This window comes from Moorena sp. SIO3I6, assembly GCF_010672095.1.
This window is the reverse complement of sequence record NZ_JAAHHU010000061.1, coordinates 1-17,466: the sequence shown is the minus strand read 5'-3', so window position 1 is coordinate 17,466 and position 17,466 is coordinate 1. Positions and strand designations below refer to the sequence as shown.

The following is a 17,466-nucleotide window of genomic DNA, read 5'->3' as shown; positions in this document are numbered from 1 at the left end:
AAAAGGAGATAAATAAATAATGATTATTTCTGATCTAAATCATTTAGAAACTATTGCTGAAGACCCCAAAGTTGTGGGTGGCTCTGGCTACTACCAACCTTACTTACCTTTCGGATTTAACAAATTTATCAACGTCGGTATTGACATTGAAGAGAACGTAGCTACGATTGATGGCCGCGCACAAGCCTTTGGTGAGGAGACCTTCACTAACGTCACTGGCAGTACTACCACTACTGAGCATGGTTCTCAATCTACCCTAAGTACAATATCTGTTAGTTCTTCTAAGAATAAGAAGCATTATTACTAAAACGGCTTAGAGTAATCGTTGAGACTTAAGGCTATCAATGCTGCGGAAAGATGAAGCAAAAATCAGTAACATCTTTCCGCAGCATTAATCACAATGGGAGCATCCCATTTTTGTGAATTGGTAGTGGAAGCATTTTGCTTGTGGTGAGTAAAATAAGGACGTAATTGGTAGTGGGAGCATCTTGCTCGGTACTTACAGAAAACGGTGCTCCCAATTTATCATATTTAGTTGCTTTTATATTTAGTTGCTTTTAAATGCTCCCAATCACAATTAACTATTACCTAATTTGACCAGGAGAATCATTCATGAAAATTTCTGAATTAGAATATTTCGAGCTAAAGGTAAAAGACCACCCTATTTTAGGTGGTTTTGTTTTTACTAATGCTCAAGCCTTAGCTGGTCCTGGCATTGCTACCGCTAATGGTAAGGCCGATGCTTTCGGTCAGCATACCGATACATCGGTAAAAGGCTTTACCGATGTAGACCAGTTCTTTTCTGAAGCTAGGGCAAGAGCTGAGGCTAGGGCTAGGGATCGTTTTTACTCGGGTCATTCTGTCTACGATGCCTTTGCGATTTATGGTTTCATTGGGTAACTCAACAAATATATAGCAGTTCTTATTTGGGTGAGGTACTTTGCTTATTATTTTAAGGCAAAAGGCAACAGGCAACAGGCAACAGCGCTGCATCGCTTTTATGATAATTATTTTATCAATTATTGTCCGCTGAGCCTAAGTTATCCGATACGAAGTTACCGAATTATGCCAAAAATATAGTTAATTTTTCACTAATTAAAATTGTTTTTAACTCGTTCCATTAGTAACAAAGGAGGTTAACGATTATGTTTGATAGCTTTGATTTATGGGCTTTACCTGGCTCATTTACAACGATGAAGGCTAGTCGTTCTACAATTATATCTGTATCGGAAGTAAATTCTGAAGCAGCAAGTACTATGACTAATGCCATGAGCATCGATCCTGATGGAAACATGGCTACGAGTGCAGTGCAAGCATCTGCTAGTAAAGCCACAAACACTGCGGGTATTGTTGAAGCTAGCGCTGGTACTGATAACTTCTCAGCACCTGATATTCAGGAACCTTTTTTCATGAGATTTAACTTCTTTAGCAGATACTTCTGAAGCTATAAGCTTAATAAAATCTAATCTAGCTTCTGTGTGCTGGCTTCAAAACGGGGATTGAGGGGCGAGGTGTTTTGATTGAGGTATAAGTCTAAACTCTAGGTTTGACTGTCAAATACTCCCCCCTCAATTCGGCAACTTGGCAGAGGTTAGGAATTGCTTTTTGTATGATGATAATAGTCAGAGGGTTGACTCAGCTGAATCTGACCAAGACTGTAAGTAGTTCCAATTATAGTTCATAATCGGGTGTAATGGTTGACCTTTCCAAAGCATCGGTGACTCCAGAGGAAATTATGTACTCCTTGAAAAAGGAGATACATCTCAAGGGCATCTGTCAAAAAGTTTTGTATCAACGAGTTATCAATAAAGCAGCTCAAGAAAGAGGGATAACAGTCTCACCAGAAGACGTGCAAGCTCAGGCGGATGAGATCCGTTATGCCAATCGTTTGGAAAAGGCAGCAGAAACATTGGCTTGGCTGGCAGATCAGATGGTGACAGCAGAGGATTGGGAAGCGGGAATTAGCGATCGCTTGCTTGCCCAAAAGCTTGCTGAGTCCTTATTTTCTAAGGATGTCGAAAAAAGCTTTGCTCAAAATCGACTGGACTTTGAGCAAGTGTTGGTTTATCAAATTCTGGTGGATTCTGAGGAAATTGCTCTGGAGCTTTTCTATCAGATTGAAGAAGGAGAAATCAGTTTTTATGAAGCTGCTCATTTCTATGATATAGACCCAGAAAGGCAGCGACGGTGTGGCTATGAAGGAAAGTTGCATCGCTGGAGTTTTAAGCCTGAGATAGCTGCCGTTATCTTTAGTGTTCAGCCAGGAGAAGTGACTCATCCCCTGCAAACCGAACAAGGATATCATCTTTTCTTAGTTGAAGAATTTATTCCAGCTGAATTAACCGAAGAAAAGTCTAAAGAAATTTTACAGAGTATGTTTCAAGAGTGGCTCAATAGTGAAGTTAACTATATGATCCATAGTGAACTTAGTACCATCAATACTGGGGAATAATCCCAATGCTATTAATGGTTTTAGAGAGCAGGGAGCTAAGGCCGTGGGCCACGCTTACTGGCAGAGCCAGACGCTGCGCGAACGCGAACGGAGCTTCGGAGCAGGGGTAATAAAATTGAATCTACCTAATAACTAAAATTACTAACTAGAGTGATGTAACCATGAAACGTTCCCAGACAATTAGAAAATGGATAGTTTCACCAGATGGTACGGTTGTAGTCCAAGCCGAAAGTACAGCAACTGCCTCTGGGGATGAAGCAACCATTATTCAAGAGGTTACTGTCAAAAGAGACTCTATTGCCAGAATTTATAGCAGAAGTTCATCCTCTTGCTATGCTTCTTCTAGTAAGTAGTTTACCGATAGCATTTCTAAATCAATTATACAAAATAATTACCGTTTTTGACCTTGTCTTGAGTAAGCATTTAGCTATCAGCTTTGGGCTTTGGCCTATGGCCACGCTACGGGAATGGCCACGCTACTTGAGGTGCTATCAGCTTTGGGTCTGTGGCCAACGGCTGACAGCTGACTGCTGAATGCTTACGGCTATAGTCCCATTGGTAAACAAAAATCTATTTCTCAAACCAGTAGAAAAGGAAGAAGAGTCAATCCGCATCGGAGTTTGGGAACAAGACAAAAGATTTGAATATACCTTGAAAGTGGGAACTTACAACACCAACAGTTATCTTCGTTTGATGGAATGGCAAGCACAAAAAGCGATGAAGCGATTATTTGAGACAGGAAAGCCCACAGTGATTATTCACGATAACGCTTCAATCCATCGTGCCAAGGTAGTTCAACAACGTCATCAAATTTGGTCAAAACAAGGACCCACGCATCTTTTTTCTTCCTCCTTATTCTCCTCAAATGAACCGTATTGAAGACCAAGGGCTACATCTCAAACGTCAAGAATTGGGTAGTTATGTATTTGAGGATGAATACGACCAACGCTTTAGCAATTATTGAGGGGATGGAAAATCGGGGTCAACAGGGAAATTATACTGTTGAACGTTTGATGTTTAATTAAGTGGAGCTACTTAACTATTGATTAACTTATAGCAAGTCCGGAGGATGAGTGATGATTAACAATATCCACGTTCTTCCCTCCCCTTACTTCTCCCCATCTCCCGATCAGTTTTAATGATTTAGTATTAAGGGTCGATGATATGACGACCAGATAGGGAGTATGGTGCTCTGTAAGCTGGCGAATTTAAGTTGGCGAATTATTGATGGGTATAACCCCTAGGGTAATTGATAAACCGTATCACACTATAGCGGTTTTTAAGCTAGTAAGGTACAAGTTTTTGGGTTTATAGGGAGCAGGGAGCAGGGACTTCGGAGCAGTAAAGTCAGAAGAAAGAAAAGGTAAAAAATCCTGTGTACCTCATTAGGCTAAAAACCGCTATATCACGAATCACAAAGCTTCTCTAGGAGCTGAGACATTGCTGTACTTGTGAATTTTGTTTAAAGTTTATAGTAAAATTTAATGAAGAGTTGGTAAAGTACTTGTGAAACTATTGATAACTACTAAACTGATTATATGAGTTTAGTAAAAATGTTAGGAAAACTTGACAACTCTATCTGGCTGGTTAACTTCAATCTGGCGACTTAACTTCAATAAGATTTTCTAAAATTTTATTGAAGTTCCCTTAAAAACCGTGAATTTATTGTGAAAACAACTTGACAGCACCAATTTACTTCACATAGGATTATTCCGGAGATTGTCCATGGGTTTACTGGTAAGGAATATGTAGAAAAGATTTGAATTTTTAAGAAATATGTAAAGATATTGAGTTTTCAGCGGAAAAAACTCATAATTGATTTCACAAGCTTTTTATGAAGTTACCTAAAAAAGGGCGATTAGCCTCCCCGAGCAAGGGTGACCATCAAATTATTACTTATTACCTGGATTAGCTGGGATGGCTTAGGTGGCATAAAACGGCAAACACTTGTTGGATGCCACAGTACTCCTAAGTCAACTCCTAAGTCAACCCCAGGGAACACTACTGGAACTATCACTAGGTCAAAAGGGAGAGCAGAGTCTATGTGAATACCCAGAGTACTGTTTGAACAATCAAGAATCGTGCCAATCAAATGGGGCCGAAGACTCCACCTAACCATGGCGCTAGTCAAGACAAGGTAAAACTAACTAAAGAAGGGGTTCTACCTAATGCATCAGAAAACGGTCGGTTTAGAAAAATCAGGGCAACCACCAGATTACCTTGGCCAATACCCGACCCAGAAATCTTCCGAGGTTATTGAACACCTAATCGCGAACTGGTTGGATAAGACGCTATCAAAGACACTATTACCAGAATTTAGTCAATCCTTCCAAATTCATAACTTTGATCTAGGTGATAAAATTATATCCTATCCTAGACGGGAGTTAAGCCAAGATTCTGTTCAAAATGAACCAAATAAGTATTTTTACGTCGTCTGTGGCGGGCGGGTGCGGCTGCTAAGCTTTGATGAGGAAAAACAGCGGGACGTATCGGTACAGGTTCTTGAAGAGGGGGCAACCTTTGGGGCTGAGGAACTGTTGTGCAACCTATCTTATCCTTACCAAGCGATCGCAGCGAGTTCAGGAAAGATTGCTCGGATCTCCTTAGCGGAACTGCAATCTTGGTTAGAAAAGCTACCGGAGTGGCTCGAACACCTACAGCAACAAGCTCAGCACCGGCAACGCTTGATTTTCTTCAAGACCTTGACAGAATTGCGATCGCTTGACAGCATCACCCTACAGCAATTGTTGCCCTACCTGGTAGACACACGGATTTCCGCTGGGGAGTCCTTAGTTGAGTCTGGCCAAGTCGGTCGTTACTGGCTACGTAGTGGTCAGATTGCAAGGGGTGGAGTTGAAGAGAATTGCCCACTAACCATTGCCATTGGCGAAAGTTGGGGCTATCCTCAGCCAGTACCGGAAGATTGGATTGCCCAAAGCGATTTATGGGTAACCTATCTCCCTCAGGAACATTGGGACACTGCCCAAGCCCTGGTACCGGTGCTGGCAAGGTTGAGTCCACAGACGGGTCAAAGCTCTGAAAATGGACACCAGAAATCAGACGCCACTAGCGCCATAGTTCACCAAATCCGTAATCAGCCGGGTCACAGAGTACCGCTAATTCCATCCAACCCCCCTAGCAATGGAAATGGTGAAACACAAAGTAACTCGACCCAGGCTGAGTCTAAACTGATCCCATTTCCCGTACCGACGAAGCGACCTTTTCTTCAGGGGTTGTGGCAACGCTATCCCTTCATTGAACAGCAATCGTCTTCAGATTGTGGCGCTGCTTGCTTGGCAATGATTGGACGTTACTGGGGCAAACGATTTAGCTTGAATTCCCTACGGAATCTGGCAGGGGTGGGGCGTTCTGGGTCATCCCTGAAAGGGTTAGCCAGAGCATCAGAAACCTTGGGATTTCAAGCTACTCCAGTTAGAGCGTCTTTAGCTCGCCTAGCGGATCGGAGTAACCCCTGGATTGCTCACTGGCAAGGTGATCATTATATAGTTGTCTATTGGGTCAAAGGGGAGAAGGTACTTGTTGCGGATCCAGCTGTAGGAAAGCGATCGCTTTCTCGACAACAATTTCTAGAGGGTTGGACAGGATATGCGCTGCTGTTGAATCCCACTCCCCAGCTAGCAGGGACTCCTAATCAAAAGATTTCTCTGAATCGCTTTTGGGGATTGCTATGGCCCCATCGCACAGTCCTGTTGCAAATTATCCTAGCTTCCCTACTGCTCCAGGTTTTTGGTCTGATTACCCCCCTGTTTACCCAAATCATTTTGGATCAGGTGGTGGTTAACAAAAGTGTTGTTACCCTCAATGTGTTTGCCATTGGTCTAGTCATCTTTGGCCTTTGGAGCATAGGCTTGAGTGTCACCAGACGCTACCTGCTGGATTACTTTTCCAATCGACTCAGTCTTACCTTTGTCAGTGGCTTTATTAAGCATACCCTCACACTACCCCTGAAGTTTTTTGAATCCCGCCAGGTGGGGGACATCCTAACCCGAGTCCAGGAAACTGGTAAAATTCAGGCGTTCCTCACTCAGCAAGCCATTGCCACTTGGCTGGATGTGGTAATGATGTTTGTCTATGTGGGGCTGATGCTCTACTACAACTGGCACCTAACCTTGCTGGTGCTGGCAACGATTGTACCGATTGCGATTTTGACCATACTTGCCAGTCCATTTCTACGCCAAGTGTCCAGGGAAATCTTTAAAGAAGCAGCGGCACAAAACTCCCTGTTAGTAGAAATGATGTCGGGAGTAGCAACTGTCAAAGCAGCAGCCTCTGAACAAGAGGTGCGCTGGCGCTGGGAAGACCGCCTCACGGGTCAGTTGAATATGGTATTCAAAGGACAGAACTTGGCCAACGGCTTAGGGTCAGTCAGTGGCTTGATTAATAACCTCAGCGGCACGGCTTTACTGTGGTTCGGGGCTAGTCTGGTAATTCAGGAACAGCTCACAATTGGTCAGTTTGTGGCATTTAATATGCTCATTGGTCGGGTGATTAGCCCGATTTTGTCTTTGGTGGGACTTTGGGATGAATTCCAAGAAATCTTGGTATCGGTGGAACGGCTCGATGATGTCTTGACCACCCAGCCAGAAGAGAATACCCAAAAACCCCTGATGCCATTGCCCGCGATCGCGGGGCATGTCCAGTTTGACAATGTCAGCTTTCGCTATAGTGAGGATGATGAACAATACACCCTTCAAAACATTTCCTTCGAGGTTGCCCCTGGAAAGACCATAGCCATTGTCGGACGCAGTGGCTCGGGCAAAAGTACCTTGGTAAAGCTGCTCCAAGGACTCTATCAGCCAACTACAGGCCGTATTTTGATTGATAGCCACGACATCCGACATGTTTCTCCCCAGTCTTTACGCTCTCAATTAGGTGTGGTACCCCAAGAATGCTTTTTGTTTTCAGGGACGATCTTAGAGAACATCACCTTATACAAACCCGAGTATAGCCTCGAACAAGGGGTAGAAGTTGCCAAATTGGCTGAAGCTCATGTGTTTATTCAAAACCTGCCCCTGGGATACAACACCAAGGTTGGGGAGAGAGGGTCTAACCTGTCTGGGGGACAACGGCAACGGATTGCGATCGCCCGAGCCTTGCTGGGTAACCCCAAGATTATGATTCTCGATGAAGCGACTAGCTCCCTAGATACAGAATCCGAGCGACGTTTTCAACAAAATTTAGCTCGCATTAGTCGCGATCGCACTACCTTCATCATTGCCCACCGTCTTTCTACGGTGCGCAATGCTGACTCTATACTCGTCCTCGACCAAGGTCTGATCGCAGAGCGCGGTACCCACGAGGAACTCATGGCTGAGAAAGGTCTGTACTACCACCTAGCCCAGCAGCAGCTGGATCTTTAACCCTGGCATTTATGAAATTTATCAATTTTTTGCTTAAAAAATAGCTCTTGGGGTGATTAGGGTTGATCAGTATATCGCCCACAGGGTAAGCCCAAGAAAAATTTAGCAAAAATGTGATACGGGGCAAAAATTATGACCATATTCAGCCTTGCTTATTAGGACTATTGAATTTTATTATCAATAATGTTGATAATAATGGCTCCTTATTGATTCTTGTATTTTCCCTGATATCGCCCACTGTGTTCAAGATTAACTTTCGCCAAGGTTAGTCTTCTCAGTTCAAATCAATACACACAACACTAGCAGTGATTATCGGTGAACTACCATGAACAAACCAGAAGCATCTATGCCGTCTAGAGAGGGACTCCCTAAGGGAGAAACCGCTCACCCTAATCTAACCTCAGCTGAGATTAGATCGATCTATGGAGGGACAGCGGTATCAGCACCACTAGTCCGACCATCACCTAATCATGTCCCAAATCCGGTCACACCAACATCATCACTAGGAGCTACCAACACTCAAAACTGGTCAACAGCCCTACAAAATCTACTGGATCAGCCCCCATCGGTACTGCCCCAGAGACTGCTTTTGGGCGGATTCGCCTTCTGTATGGTCTGTGGAGTTTGGGCAACCTTTGGGCAAATTGACGAAGTGGGTAAAGCCACAGGCAAGTTAGTGCCAAAAGGAGAAGTGTATAAAATTCACCCGATCGAATCCGGCAAGGTGGCCAAGATTGCAGTCAAAGAAGGGGAATCGGTTACCGCTGGGCAAGTCTTGGTGGAACTGGATACAAAACTTGGTGCTACGGAAGTAGAGCGTTTGGAGCAACTGATCAATGCTGACCAAATCAAATTAATTCAGATGCAAGGGCTGATTGAAAACATCCGCCAAGAAGCCCAAACCCGTCAGCAAATTGCCAAAGCGGACATTGACGCACAACAGGCCGCTATCGCTCAGGCACAGACTAAAGTAGCCGCCTTACAAGAACAACTGCTCCAACATCAGGAGGCAAAAGTCGCCAGTCAGGACAGACTAGAACGGCTAAAACGACTCAAGGCGACTACCCAAGCACTGCTCCAGCAACGAGAGGATGATGCATTTGCCCTGAAAGAACGCCTAGAGAATCTCAAACCCCTGTTAGCATCAGGGGCAATCTCAAAAGAACAAGTATTTCAAGCAGAACATAGCCTACGAGCGAGTCAGCGGGTGATTACCCAAACCCAACTGCAAGAAGCAGCCAGTAACCAAGACCAAATTTATCAAGCCCAGCAGAGTATACGCGATCACAACAGCGCGATCACTCTCACTCAGAGCGATTTCAACCAGACCTTAGCAGAAATCCAACGACTTCAAGCAGGTTTAACTCAGAAGCAAGCAGAAGTCCATCGGACTCAGCTCGAGACCAAGCAGAAACTTCAGCAGTTGGAGATCGAACTGACTCAACTAAATGCCAAAATTGCTGAAAACCGCAATCTGCTAACTAGTGCAAAAGCTAGGCTCAAACAAAAGTTTCTCTATGCACCGGTGGATGGAGTAGTTTCCTCCCTCAACGTTGCCAATATTGGTGAAGTCTTTCAACCCGGTCAAACTATTGCCGAAGTAGCGCCCCAAGATGCGCCCCTGGTGTTATCAGCCAGTTTACCTAATCAAGAGGCAGGCTTTATCAAAGAAGGAATGCCGGTGCAAATCAAGCTTGATGCCTATCCATATCAGGAATACGGCATCATCAAAGGGAAAGTTACCTCCCTTTCTGCCGATGCCAAAACTGATCAACAACTTGGTTCGGTTTATGAGGTGGAAGTTTCCCTAAACCGTGACTACGTTACAGAGGACGATCAAATGATCCGATTTAAACCTGGTCAGACAGCCAAAGCTGATATCATTATCCGCCGCCGTCGGATTGTGGATTTCTTGTTAGATCCAATCCGACAGCTGCAAAAAGGTGGTGTCAATCTATAGCAGGAGTGACATACTCCCACACTGAATCGAGGATTACAGTGTGGGCTTCTTACCAACTCCACCCAACGGTATCGGCTTTCGCCGACGCTGCGCGAACGGATACTCGGTAAGCTTTATTAACGATACGGGATGCCCCTCCGCACCGGAACAATACAATAAGTTCTATTTTTTAAGCACGTAGGTGGCGGTTAGCTCTTATTTGGTCTTCCCTACTATAGCTAGTATAAACGATGAAAGATCCTGTCCGCAATTCATCTCACACTCATGCTGGGCATGTTCGTGATGAGGCTGCGGATGAAGCTAACGCAATTTAGCCATCGACATACTGCCTGTAGGGTAATAGGGGTGGTCCTAAATCCAGGTCAATTAACCCTGGTGGCACAACCAGTCAGGGAAGAGGAGTACAAAGGAGGGAAATGGATTGACTGACAAGTCGTGGGCTTTGCCCAGTTATGGAAATTTATGGTCAGAGCTAGCATTGAGCATGGTCATGGAAAAGCTGTGTGAATCCCCTGTGGATAAAGAATTTCACAATCTTTTCACAAAATCTGATCAAAATTTTCACGAAATCTGATCAAAATTTTCATAAAGCTTTGTTCAAAATAGTCTTTACTGAGAGTGTTTCAAGTTTTAGAGGTTTGTCAGTCAACTAGGGGCAAGGGGGGAAGAATCTGGTGTTGTTCAAAATTGCGATGATTGATGGAGATTTAGAAGAAGAGAATCCTGATCTATCAATCATAATTGATTGGTAAAAAAGAACAGGTTGTGAGATTATTCGAGATCACCCAATCACCCGATCACCCGATCACGCCATCTTCGCAGGTTTCACAACTCAAATCAGATGGTTAGATCAGTACTCTAACTCTTCGCTTAATTGACCAACCAGAATCACTGACTATTGAAACTAGAGGTAGAGTTCAAGCGTAAATCCTGCAAATCCAATTCGTTGACCTTCAGATCACAGAGAAATCATCATGAGTTACTCCATGCTTCGTCGTTCTAATCGCCCAGTGGGCAAAACCCTAGATCCTGAAAAGATTAGTTTGATTGAAGAAGCAATTCGCGATCGCAAGTATTCGTGGGCTTGTGTTTTGATGCTGCGTTATTTGGGTCTTAACCCCTTAGAATACATACCGTCGCGAACCTACTGCCGATTGCGACGGGATAACGAGAAAATGGACTCACTCAATCAAGCTACAACCGACAGCCTCAAGCAGGATAGGGAAGATGCTCCTAAGTGCTTAAGGAATATTAAAGATCTCGACTATGCAAAGCCCCTTGACAGGAGAAGCCAACTAGTGCAAGGGGGCTCTCAAGAACAGTGGTTTAACCACAAATTGCAAAAATTCTACTAAACTACTAGGAATGTACGGTTTTTCTAGGGACTGGTAATCTCACCATTAAGGTGAGGGGCTGATAACTCAATGCTGACAGTCCCCCAATCACTGAATTGATTTTGTTTTTCTTAATTTTTTGAGACTGCATAAATTCCATTAATACTCCCAAGTTAGTTTTCCATAACTTGGGCATTTTTCATAACAATTTGTTACGTTAAACTATCCCTAAAACTTTCCCGCCAAATTGGCGTGACAAGTAAAACCAATTCAACTAAGAGCGGTACTATAAAAGTAACAACAACCAAGGGGTTGTTAGTTACCTACCTAACTTAATCAAGGGTCGAGCTAAAGTTTCCGCCAAATTGGCGTGACAAGTGAGACAAATTCAATTAAGAGAGGTAGGATAAAACTAACAACAACAAAATCAAAGTTGTTGTTAGCTACCTACCTAACTTAATCAAGGTTCGAGCTAAAGTTTCCGCCAAATTGGCGTGACAAGCGAGACAAATTGACTTAAGAGAGGTAGGATAAAAATAACAATAAAGTTGTTTTTAGCTACCTAACTAATTTAATTCAAGTTTCCGCCAAATTGGCTTGACAAGTGATACAAATTGAATAATTAGCGGTATAATAAAACTAACAACAACCAAGTTGTTCACTAACACCAAACTTACAAAAGAGCAGACCAACCATGAATATTTCTGACCTAAATCACATCGAAGTTGTTAAAGAAGAAACCAATATCGTTGGTGGTGAAAGCCTATACCGTCGTATAAACTTCTATGATCGTAAGACCATTAATATCACTGAATATGTCGATATTGACAAGTATGTTGACTCTTATGTGAACCTTCGCGGCAACCTGGCTACTGCTGAAGCTACTGCTAGTGCCGATGGTTACGATAGTCTTAGTGAAACCTTTAGTGACGCTAAAGCTACTGAATACAGCTCTGATTCAATTTCTTTGTCTGTGGCTGCGGTCGGCTAATAATCTTAGTAGGGACTAATTGTAGTACCTGATTAGATTGCTGGGGGGGAAGCCTTTCTATCTAGGATAAATTCATCTCTAGATTTAGAGACCAATGCTTCCCCCTTAATTAAGGCAAATAGAAAGATGAAATTGGGAAGCCTTTCTATCTAGGATAAATTCATCTCTAGATTTAGAGACCAATGCTTCCCCTTTAATTAAGGCAAATAGGACGAAATAAGGAAGATTGTCTAGGCTCATGGCTTAGCAGGAAGTCGTTGGAAACACTTCAAATTAACTGGGTGGAGACAAGGAAAAAAGGAACGGAAAACCTGGAACAGAAGCGATGCAGCGCGGTCTTGGGGAGGCAGTGCGGTCTTGGGGGTCTCCCCCATGAGCAACTGCCGTGGTTTCCCCCATGAGCGACTGCATCAAGAGAAGGAAGGGTTTGCGTAACGTTAGTTGACTGAAAATTATCAGTTAACAAAAACTAGTGATGCCCAGGTAGTTTTAAATGTAGTTTCAAATTAGGTATTTTGGGATAAGAACACCCTTTTTGTTAAAAAAGGAATGTGATGCTTATCCATGCTTATCATCAATCTAAGAGGCACAGCTATACAGGTAGAGGTTGATTAATGATTATTAATAACCTAGATTTTGCTCGGGAACATGTTCAAGAAAACTGGATTATAGGCGGTGGAATTGCTCAGGCAAATACCAGAACACTTGCTAGAGCTGACGTGGCATTAGCTGAGGCTGATGCATTGGCTGTTGGCGATCAAACCTCAGCAGGGACTGATACTGATTCAAGAGTAATAAATAGCAAGTTTTCTAAGAAGAGCATCGCCAAGGCGAGTGCTGATGCTGAGGCTAGGACTAAGCAAGGACTTTTCCGGGCTCAGTCTGACAGTTTGTCTTTGTTTTTAGGTATAAAGAGATAATACCGATTTTGGTAAATCCGGCGATAAATCAATAAGGGGTTTCGGTAATTTTCGGTAATAGGTAAGGGAGACTAGGGGATGGGCGATGGAAACTAAAGTTTCTATAGTTTACCACCCAGCCCCTAACTTGATAATCAGGAGGGAATCGAATTAGGAATGAAGGTAAAAAGATGTTCATTCCTTTTTTAGGTTGAGCCTAAACTCCCTAAAATCATGGATATTTAATTACCAATTACCAATCAATTACCAATCAATTACCAATCAATTATCCTATGAGTGGAGCAGCATTATAGAGACAGGTTAAAGGCTTAGGCTAATCACCATTTAATTGGCATAGTTTTTGAAATGAGCGATTTTTGTTGATAGTTAACAGTTGAGGCTTGGTAGAGGGAAGACCTGTCTGTGCAGCAGTAGAACAGTTAACGGTCAACACTCAACAGTTAACACTACAAAATGCAGATTCAGCAGGTGCAGCTCAACGGTAACACAAGGCTGATAGCCGATTAATAGCCATGTTTGATTTCAGCAGAACATTGACAATTCTTCCTCGTGTGAGTCTGATTAGAAAGAGTCTCGGAAAGAGTCTCACACAGAGGTTGACAAAGCCCATCACAGACAGCATCGAACAGAACCATAGTTTAATTGCTAGTTCAACTGCGACTACAAACAATTTTTCCAACAATTTTTCCAGTATCATCAGAAACAATAGCCTCACTATCAATGGTAACGATCGTAGTAGGATAGGAACTAACGACTCACAAACAAATAGCACAAATAGCAGTTCATGGACTAATGGCTGGAGTTCAAGCAGTAGCGATCGCTTAACTAGAGGTATTTGATAGCACTGGTAATGGCATTGCTGATGCCACTTTGGTGAAATTCAATAACGATATTCTAGCTGTAGTCAAAGCAACCGTCGATGGACAGGGTGCAAGCACCCTAACTAATGCTGATTTCATCACAGGATCTGATACAATTTTAGCAGAAAATTGATAAGTAGTCGGAATCACCCCATCCCTTAGATCTGTTAACTCATCCGTTGCCCCATATGTTGCCCCATTACCCGATCAGCTAAAATCTGAACAAGGAAAAGCTAACCATGACTATTCTTTCTAGAGCATCCCTTGAACCACAGGAAATTACTGAGTTTCTGAAACGAGAAATCCAGCTCAAAGATGTCTCTGAGAAAATTTTGTATCAAAAAGTCATTAATCTAGCTGCTGCGGAAAGAAACTTAACCGTCACCGCCGAAGAAATTCAGGAAGAAGCCGATAAATTCCGTCACGAAAATCGCTTGGAGAAAGCTTCAGACACTCTAGCTTGGCTAGCGGATAATATGATTACTTCCGATGACTGGGAAGCCGGAATTCGCCAGCAATTGCTAGCTAAAAAGTTAGCCAAGTCTCTATTTGATAAAGATGTGGAAAAGTTTTTTGGTCAAAACCGACTAGATTTTGACCAAATTTTGCTCTATCAAATTATTGTAGCTAACGATAAACTTGCCCAAGAACTCTTCTATCAAATTGAAGAAAAAGAAATTAGCTTTTATCAAGCAGCTCATATCTACGACATTGATGAGGAACGCCGACAGAAGTGCGGTTTTGAAGGAAAGCTTTACCGTTGGAATTTACGTCCAGATATAGCAGCGATTGTCTTTGGTGTACCTATTGGAGAAGTGGTCAATCCCGTCAAAACTCCTCAGGGTTATCATATCTTGATGGTAGAAAGGTTTATCCCTGCTGAATTAACACCGGAACGGTACGACGAGATATTGGATAGACTGTTTCAGGATTGGCTCAATCGTGAACTAAACTATATGCTTCATAGTGACACTATGCTTGATAATGTTGATAGTCAAACTGCCTAGACGTTGGGTCAGTAGTGGCATGATTGAGGGTAATGGGTAATGGGTAAGTCAGCATTCAGCTGAATGCTGAATGCTTACCCTTTAAAGTTGGTAAACATCAATCAAAAAAGCCATGGAGGCATTAAATTATGATTCACTCCCGGATAATCATAAAATGGATAGTTTCACCAGATGGAAAGGTAGTAGTCCAATCCGAAAGTAGGGCATTTGCATCTGGTGATCAAGCAAACACCAGTCAAGAGGTTACTGTGACCAGAGAGTCAGGCAGGAGTTATAGCAGAAGTTCCAGCTCTAGCTTTGCTTCTTCTACGGTCAAAGATAAGAGAGCAACATCAGGAAAAAAATAAGGGAGCAAAATGCTCCCACTAGCGGTTTTTTTTTCCAACTAATAACTAATTATATCAAATCCGGTTGAATAATTATCATATTCCTGATCGGGGAATTAGTAATTGGTAATTGGGGGATTAGGAATTGGTAGTTTACGATTCCCCATTACCGATTGCTTATGACCAAAAATCCAGGAGTTAATAAGTGATTAACCGGACTTAATTATTATTATGATTAATCCCTTAATAACTTTGACTTATCGGTAAAACTTTTAGTTTTGACTCGGTATCCAATGCTCAGTAAACCGAAGAAAAGTAAGCCTAGCAAGTTTGACGATTCAGGAGCTTTAACGGTTGCCTTATTCGTTTTAGCTTCGACTAAGGTCAAATAAGTTGCTGTTTCGAAAGTGCGCTCATAATAACCCTGAACATCAGCCAGAGCAAATTCCTCTGTTCCTCCAAACAACTTAGTAAAGTCGTTATAAGCAAACACATTGTCACTGTGAGCAGACACAAGGAAATCATCATATCCTAGAGTCTCTAAGTTACCAGAGAGAGCGAAGAAGTCGATGGGAGTACTCAAGTCATTGCTATCGTATAACTCGAAAACTACGGTGCCCTCGGCACTTGCACTTTCTGCAGGTGGATTGTCGATCATGGTGATTAGATCGAGAAAACCATTGAAATCGAAAGAAAAGGTTTCCCCTGCATCGACAAAGAAGTTGTAACCGATAAGTCCAGCAAAACTTTCCGCCACACCACGGTAGTTGCTTCCTTCACCCTCAGCGGTACTCAAAGATTTATTACCAGCTCGTTTTAGTGGATCGGGTGAATCAGGGTTAAAAGTTGACACCGCGTTCGCCTCAGCAATCACATCACCCCCACTTGAAATCACAAAAGTGTCGGCTTCAGTCAGGGTAACGACTTCCAGAGGATCAGTACTAAAGTTTTTGAAGTCAAAGGATCCTTTAGACAAAGCGAAAGTAGCAGCCAAACTTGGTGCAGCAGCGAGAACGGAACCGGTTACTGTAGCGAACAGTAATAATTTTTTAGCAATGGTTTTGTTCATTTTCATAATTGTCTGGGTGTTGTGGAATAAATTTCAGCCAGCGAAGTTTTTTTTGAACTGCCTAAATTTGCGGTTCAATTTGGGAAATTCAAGGCACAATAATTGTTCTGATACTAGTGTTGTAATGTAAGCATTCAGCCGTCAGTAGTCAGTAGTCAGTGGTCAGTGGTCGCTGATAGCTGATACGCGACACGCTGATAGCTGATAGCTGTTGGCGTAGCCTGCGCGTAGCGCATTAGCTTACGTTGTAATTGTTGTATTCAACAGTGAGCACAGATATTGATTGGTGCCTAAAAAAATCCGGAATATCATTATAATGAATGTTTTTTTTGCTTCATATAATATACTTAACCGGAAAAAAATCCCTATTTATAGGTAAGCATTCAGCTCAGGCAATGGCTGATAGCTGGCAATGGTAGATGCGCCTATGGCGTTAGCTGTCGGCTGAATACTTCCATTTATAGATTAATAATAAGCGAAAAATTCGCTATTGATTATAAAGTCAGTGTAATTCTACCTACCGATTAGTTAAAGATTTTGTAAAATTAATTTACGGCAGGGAAAGGATTTTTTAAAAGCTTTTATTGGATGATTAAAAAGCTTTTAATAGCTTGTGTTTAATAGGTAATAATTAATATCAATTCAGGTTTAATACCCATAATTAGAGGGAGGGTGGGACCCACCCCTAACCCCTCCCAGGAGGTAAATATGGGGAGATGGGTAGATTTTTATTAAGGGTAATTATCCCGACATAATATAATCGGTAATCGTAAATTAACTACAAAGTGCCAATTAATAATTACCAATTAAATAAAAGGGTAAATGGTCGTCTATAATCCTGATATATTCTGGATTTAGCCAATTCATTTACGCAATTTATTAACCTGATTTTTATCCAACTTGGAGGGAATAATCTGGGATTTAGTTCTCAGTAATTTAGTTCTCAGTAATTAAAACTATGCTCATGATTGTCTAGGTATAGTTGTGGAGCATAGTGACCTTATATCAAGTCAGGTTGAATACCCATAATTAGAGTAAGTGTGGGAAGTGTGGGGAGGGTGGTAAGTGTGGGGAGATGGGGAGATGGGGAGATGGGGAGATCTCACAGGGGTAGGTTTTTTACATTTGGGTCGGGAGTCGGGAATCGGGAGTCGGGAATCGGGAGA

At 42.5% G+C, this 17,466-nt stretch carries 16 protein-coding genes; 14 read left to right on the top strand and 2 right to left on the bottom strand.

The window, feature by feature from the left end:
• Positions 1-19 precede the first annotated feature (19 nt).
• The 11 genes from F6K49_RS18485 to F6K49_RS18435 all read left to right on the top strand — a co-directional run bounded on the left by F6K49_RS18485 (position 20) and on the right by F6K49_RS18435 (position 12,118).
• The gene (locus tag F6K49_RS18485; RefSeq protein ID WP_293068146.1) at positions 20-307 is read left to right on the top strand and encodes a hypothetical protein; all 288 of its coding nucleotides are present in this window, start codon (positions 20-22) and stop codon (positions 305-307) included.
• A gap of 305 nt (positions 308-612) precedes the next feature.
• Entirely contained in the window at positions 613-900 is a 288-nt protein-coding gene (locus F6K49_RS18480; protein WP_293047321.1) for a hypothetical protein, read from the top strand.
• 245 nt (positions 901-1,145) lie between these two features.
• Positions 1,146-1,442, top strand: a complete 297-nt coding sequence (locus F6K49_RS18475) for a hypothetical protein (protein ID WP_293047323.1) — start codon at positions 1,146-1,148, stop codon at positions 1,440-1,442.
• A 251-nt stretch (positions 1,443-1,693) separates the two neighbouring features.
• Complete coding sequence (locus F6K49_RS18470) at positions 1,694-2,452, top strand: peptidylprolyl isomerase (protein ID WP_293068142.1); 759 nt, start codon at positions 1,694-1,696, stop codon at positions 2,450-2,452.
• A 161-nt stretch (positions 2,453-2,613) separates the two neighbouring features.
• Complete coding sequence (locus F6K49_RS18465) at positions 2,614-2,805, top strand: hypothetical protein (protein WP_293098914.1); 192 nt, start codon at positions 2,614-2,616, stop codon at positions 2,803-2,805.
• Complete coding sequence (locus F6K49_RS18460) at positions 2,786-2,986, top strand: hypothetical protein (protein ID WP_293024706.1); 201 nt, start codon at positions 2,786-2,788, stop codon at positions 2,984-2,986. Before F6K49_RS18465 ends, F6K49_RS18460 begins: the two co-directional genes overlap by 20 nt.
• A 21-nt stretch (positions 2,987-3,007) precedes the next feature.
• Positions 3,008-3,331, top strand: a complete 324-nt coding sequence (locus tag F6K49_RS18455) for a hypothetical protein (protein WP_293098908.1) — start codon at positions 3,008-3,010, stop codon at positions 3,329-3,331.
• A gap of 1,289 nt (positions 3,332-4,620) precedes the next feature.
• The gene (locus F6K49_RS18450; protein ID WP_293068136.1) at positions 4,621-7,833 is read left to right on the top strand and encodes a peptidase domain-containing ABC transporter; all 3,213 of its coding nucleotides are present in this window, start codon (positions 4,621-4,623) and stop codon (positions 7,831-7,833) included.
• Positions 7,834-8,158: 325 nt separating this feature from the next.
• On the top strand, positions 8,159-9,793 hold the full coding sequence (locus F6K49_RS18445; RefSeq protein WP_293068133.1) for an HlyD family efflux transporter periplasmic adaptor subunit: 1,635 nt from the start codon (positions 8,159-8,161) through the stop codon (positions 9,791-9,793).
• A gap of 974 nt (positions 9,794-10,767) precedes the next feature.
• Positions 10,768-11,148 carry a HetP family heterocyst commitment protein gene (locus F6K49_RS18440; protein ID WP_293035794.1) on the top strand — a complete coding sequence of 127 codons (381 nt, stop codon included), beginning with the start codon at positions 10,768-10,770 and terminating at the stop codon, positions 11,146-11,148.
• A gap of 673 nt (positions 11,149-11,821) precedes the next feature.
• Positions 11,822-12,118 (top strand): hypothetical protein, encoded by a 297-nt coding sequence (locus F6K49_RS18435; protein WP_293068127.1) that lies wholly within the window; start codon positions 11,822-11,824, stop codon positions 12,116-12,118.
• Between the two features lie 273 nt (positions 12,119-12,391).
• On the opposite strand, the gene F6K49_RS18430 is transcribed toward F6K49_RS18435, so the two are convergent.
• The gene (locus F6K49_RS18430) at positions 12,392-12,517 is read right to left on the bottom strand and encodes a hypothetical protein (RefSeq protein WP_293098898.1); all 126 of its coding nucleotides are present in this window, start codon (positions 12,515-12,517) and stop codon (positions 12,392-12,394) included.
• Positions 12,518-12,732: 215 nt separating this feature from the next.
• Here F6K49_RS18430 and F6K49_RS18425 point away from each other — a divergent pair, with 215 nt between their 5' ends.
• The 3 genes from F6K49_RS18425 (at position 12,733) to F6K49_RS18415 (ending at position 15,252) form a co-directional block, all read left to right on the top strand.
• The gene (locus F6K49_RS18425; RefSeq protein ID WP_293068121.1) at positions 12,733-13,038 is read left to right on the top strand and encodes a hypothetical protein; all 306 of its coding nucleotides are present in this window, start codon (positions 12,733-12,735) and stop codon (positions 13,036-13,038) included.
• Positions 13,039-14,137: 1,099 nt separating this feature from the next.
• A complete protein-coding gene (locus tag F6K49_RS18420) occupies positions 14,138-14,905 on the top strand; it encodes a peptidylprolyl isomerase (protein ID WP_293068119.1) in 768 nt (255 codons plus the stop codon).
• A 128-nt stretch (positions 14,906-15,033) separates the two neighbouring features.
• Positions 15,034-15,252, top strand: a complete 219-nt coding sequence (locus F6K49_RS18415) for a hypothetical protein (RefSeq protein WP_293068116.1) — start codon at positions 15,034-15,036, stop codon at positions 15,250-15,252.
• Between the two features lie 214 nt (positions 15,253-15,466).
• On the opposite strand, the gene F6K49_RS18410 is transcribed toward F6K49_RS18415, so the two are convergent.
• Complete coding sequence (locus tag F6K49_RS18410; RefSeq protein WP_293046652.1) at positions 15,467-16,306, bottom strand: hypothetical protein; 840 nt, start codon at positions 16,304-16,306, stop codon at positions 15,467-15,469.
• Positions 16,307-17,466 lie beyond the last annotated feature (1,160 nt).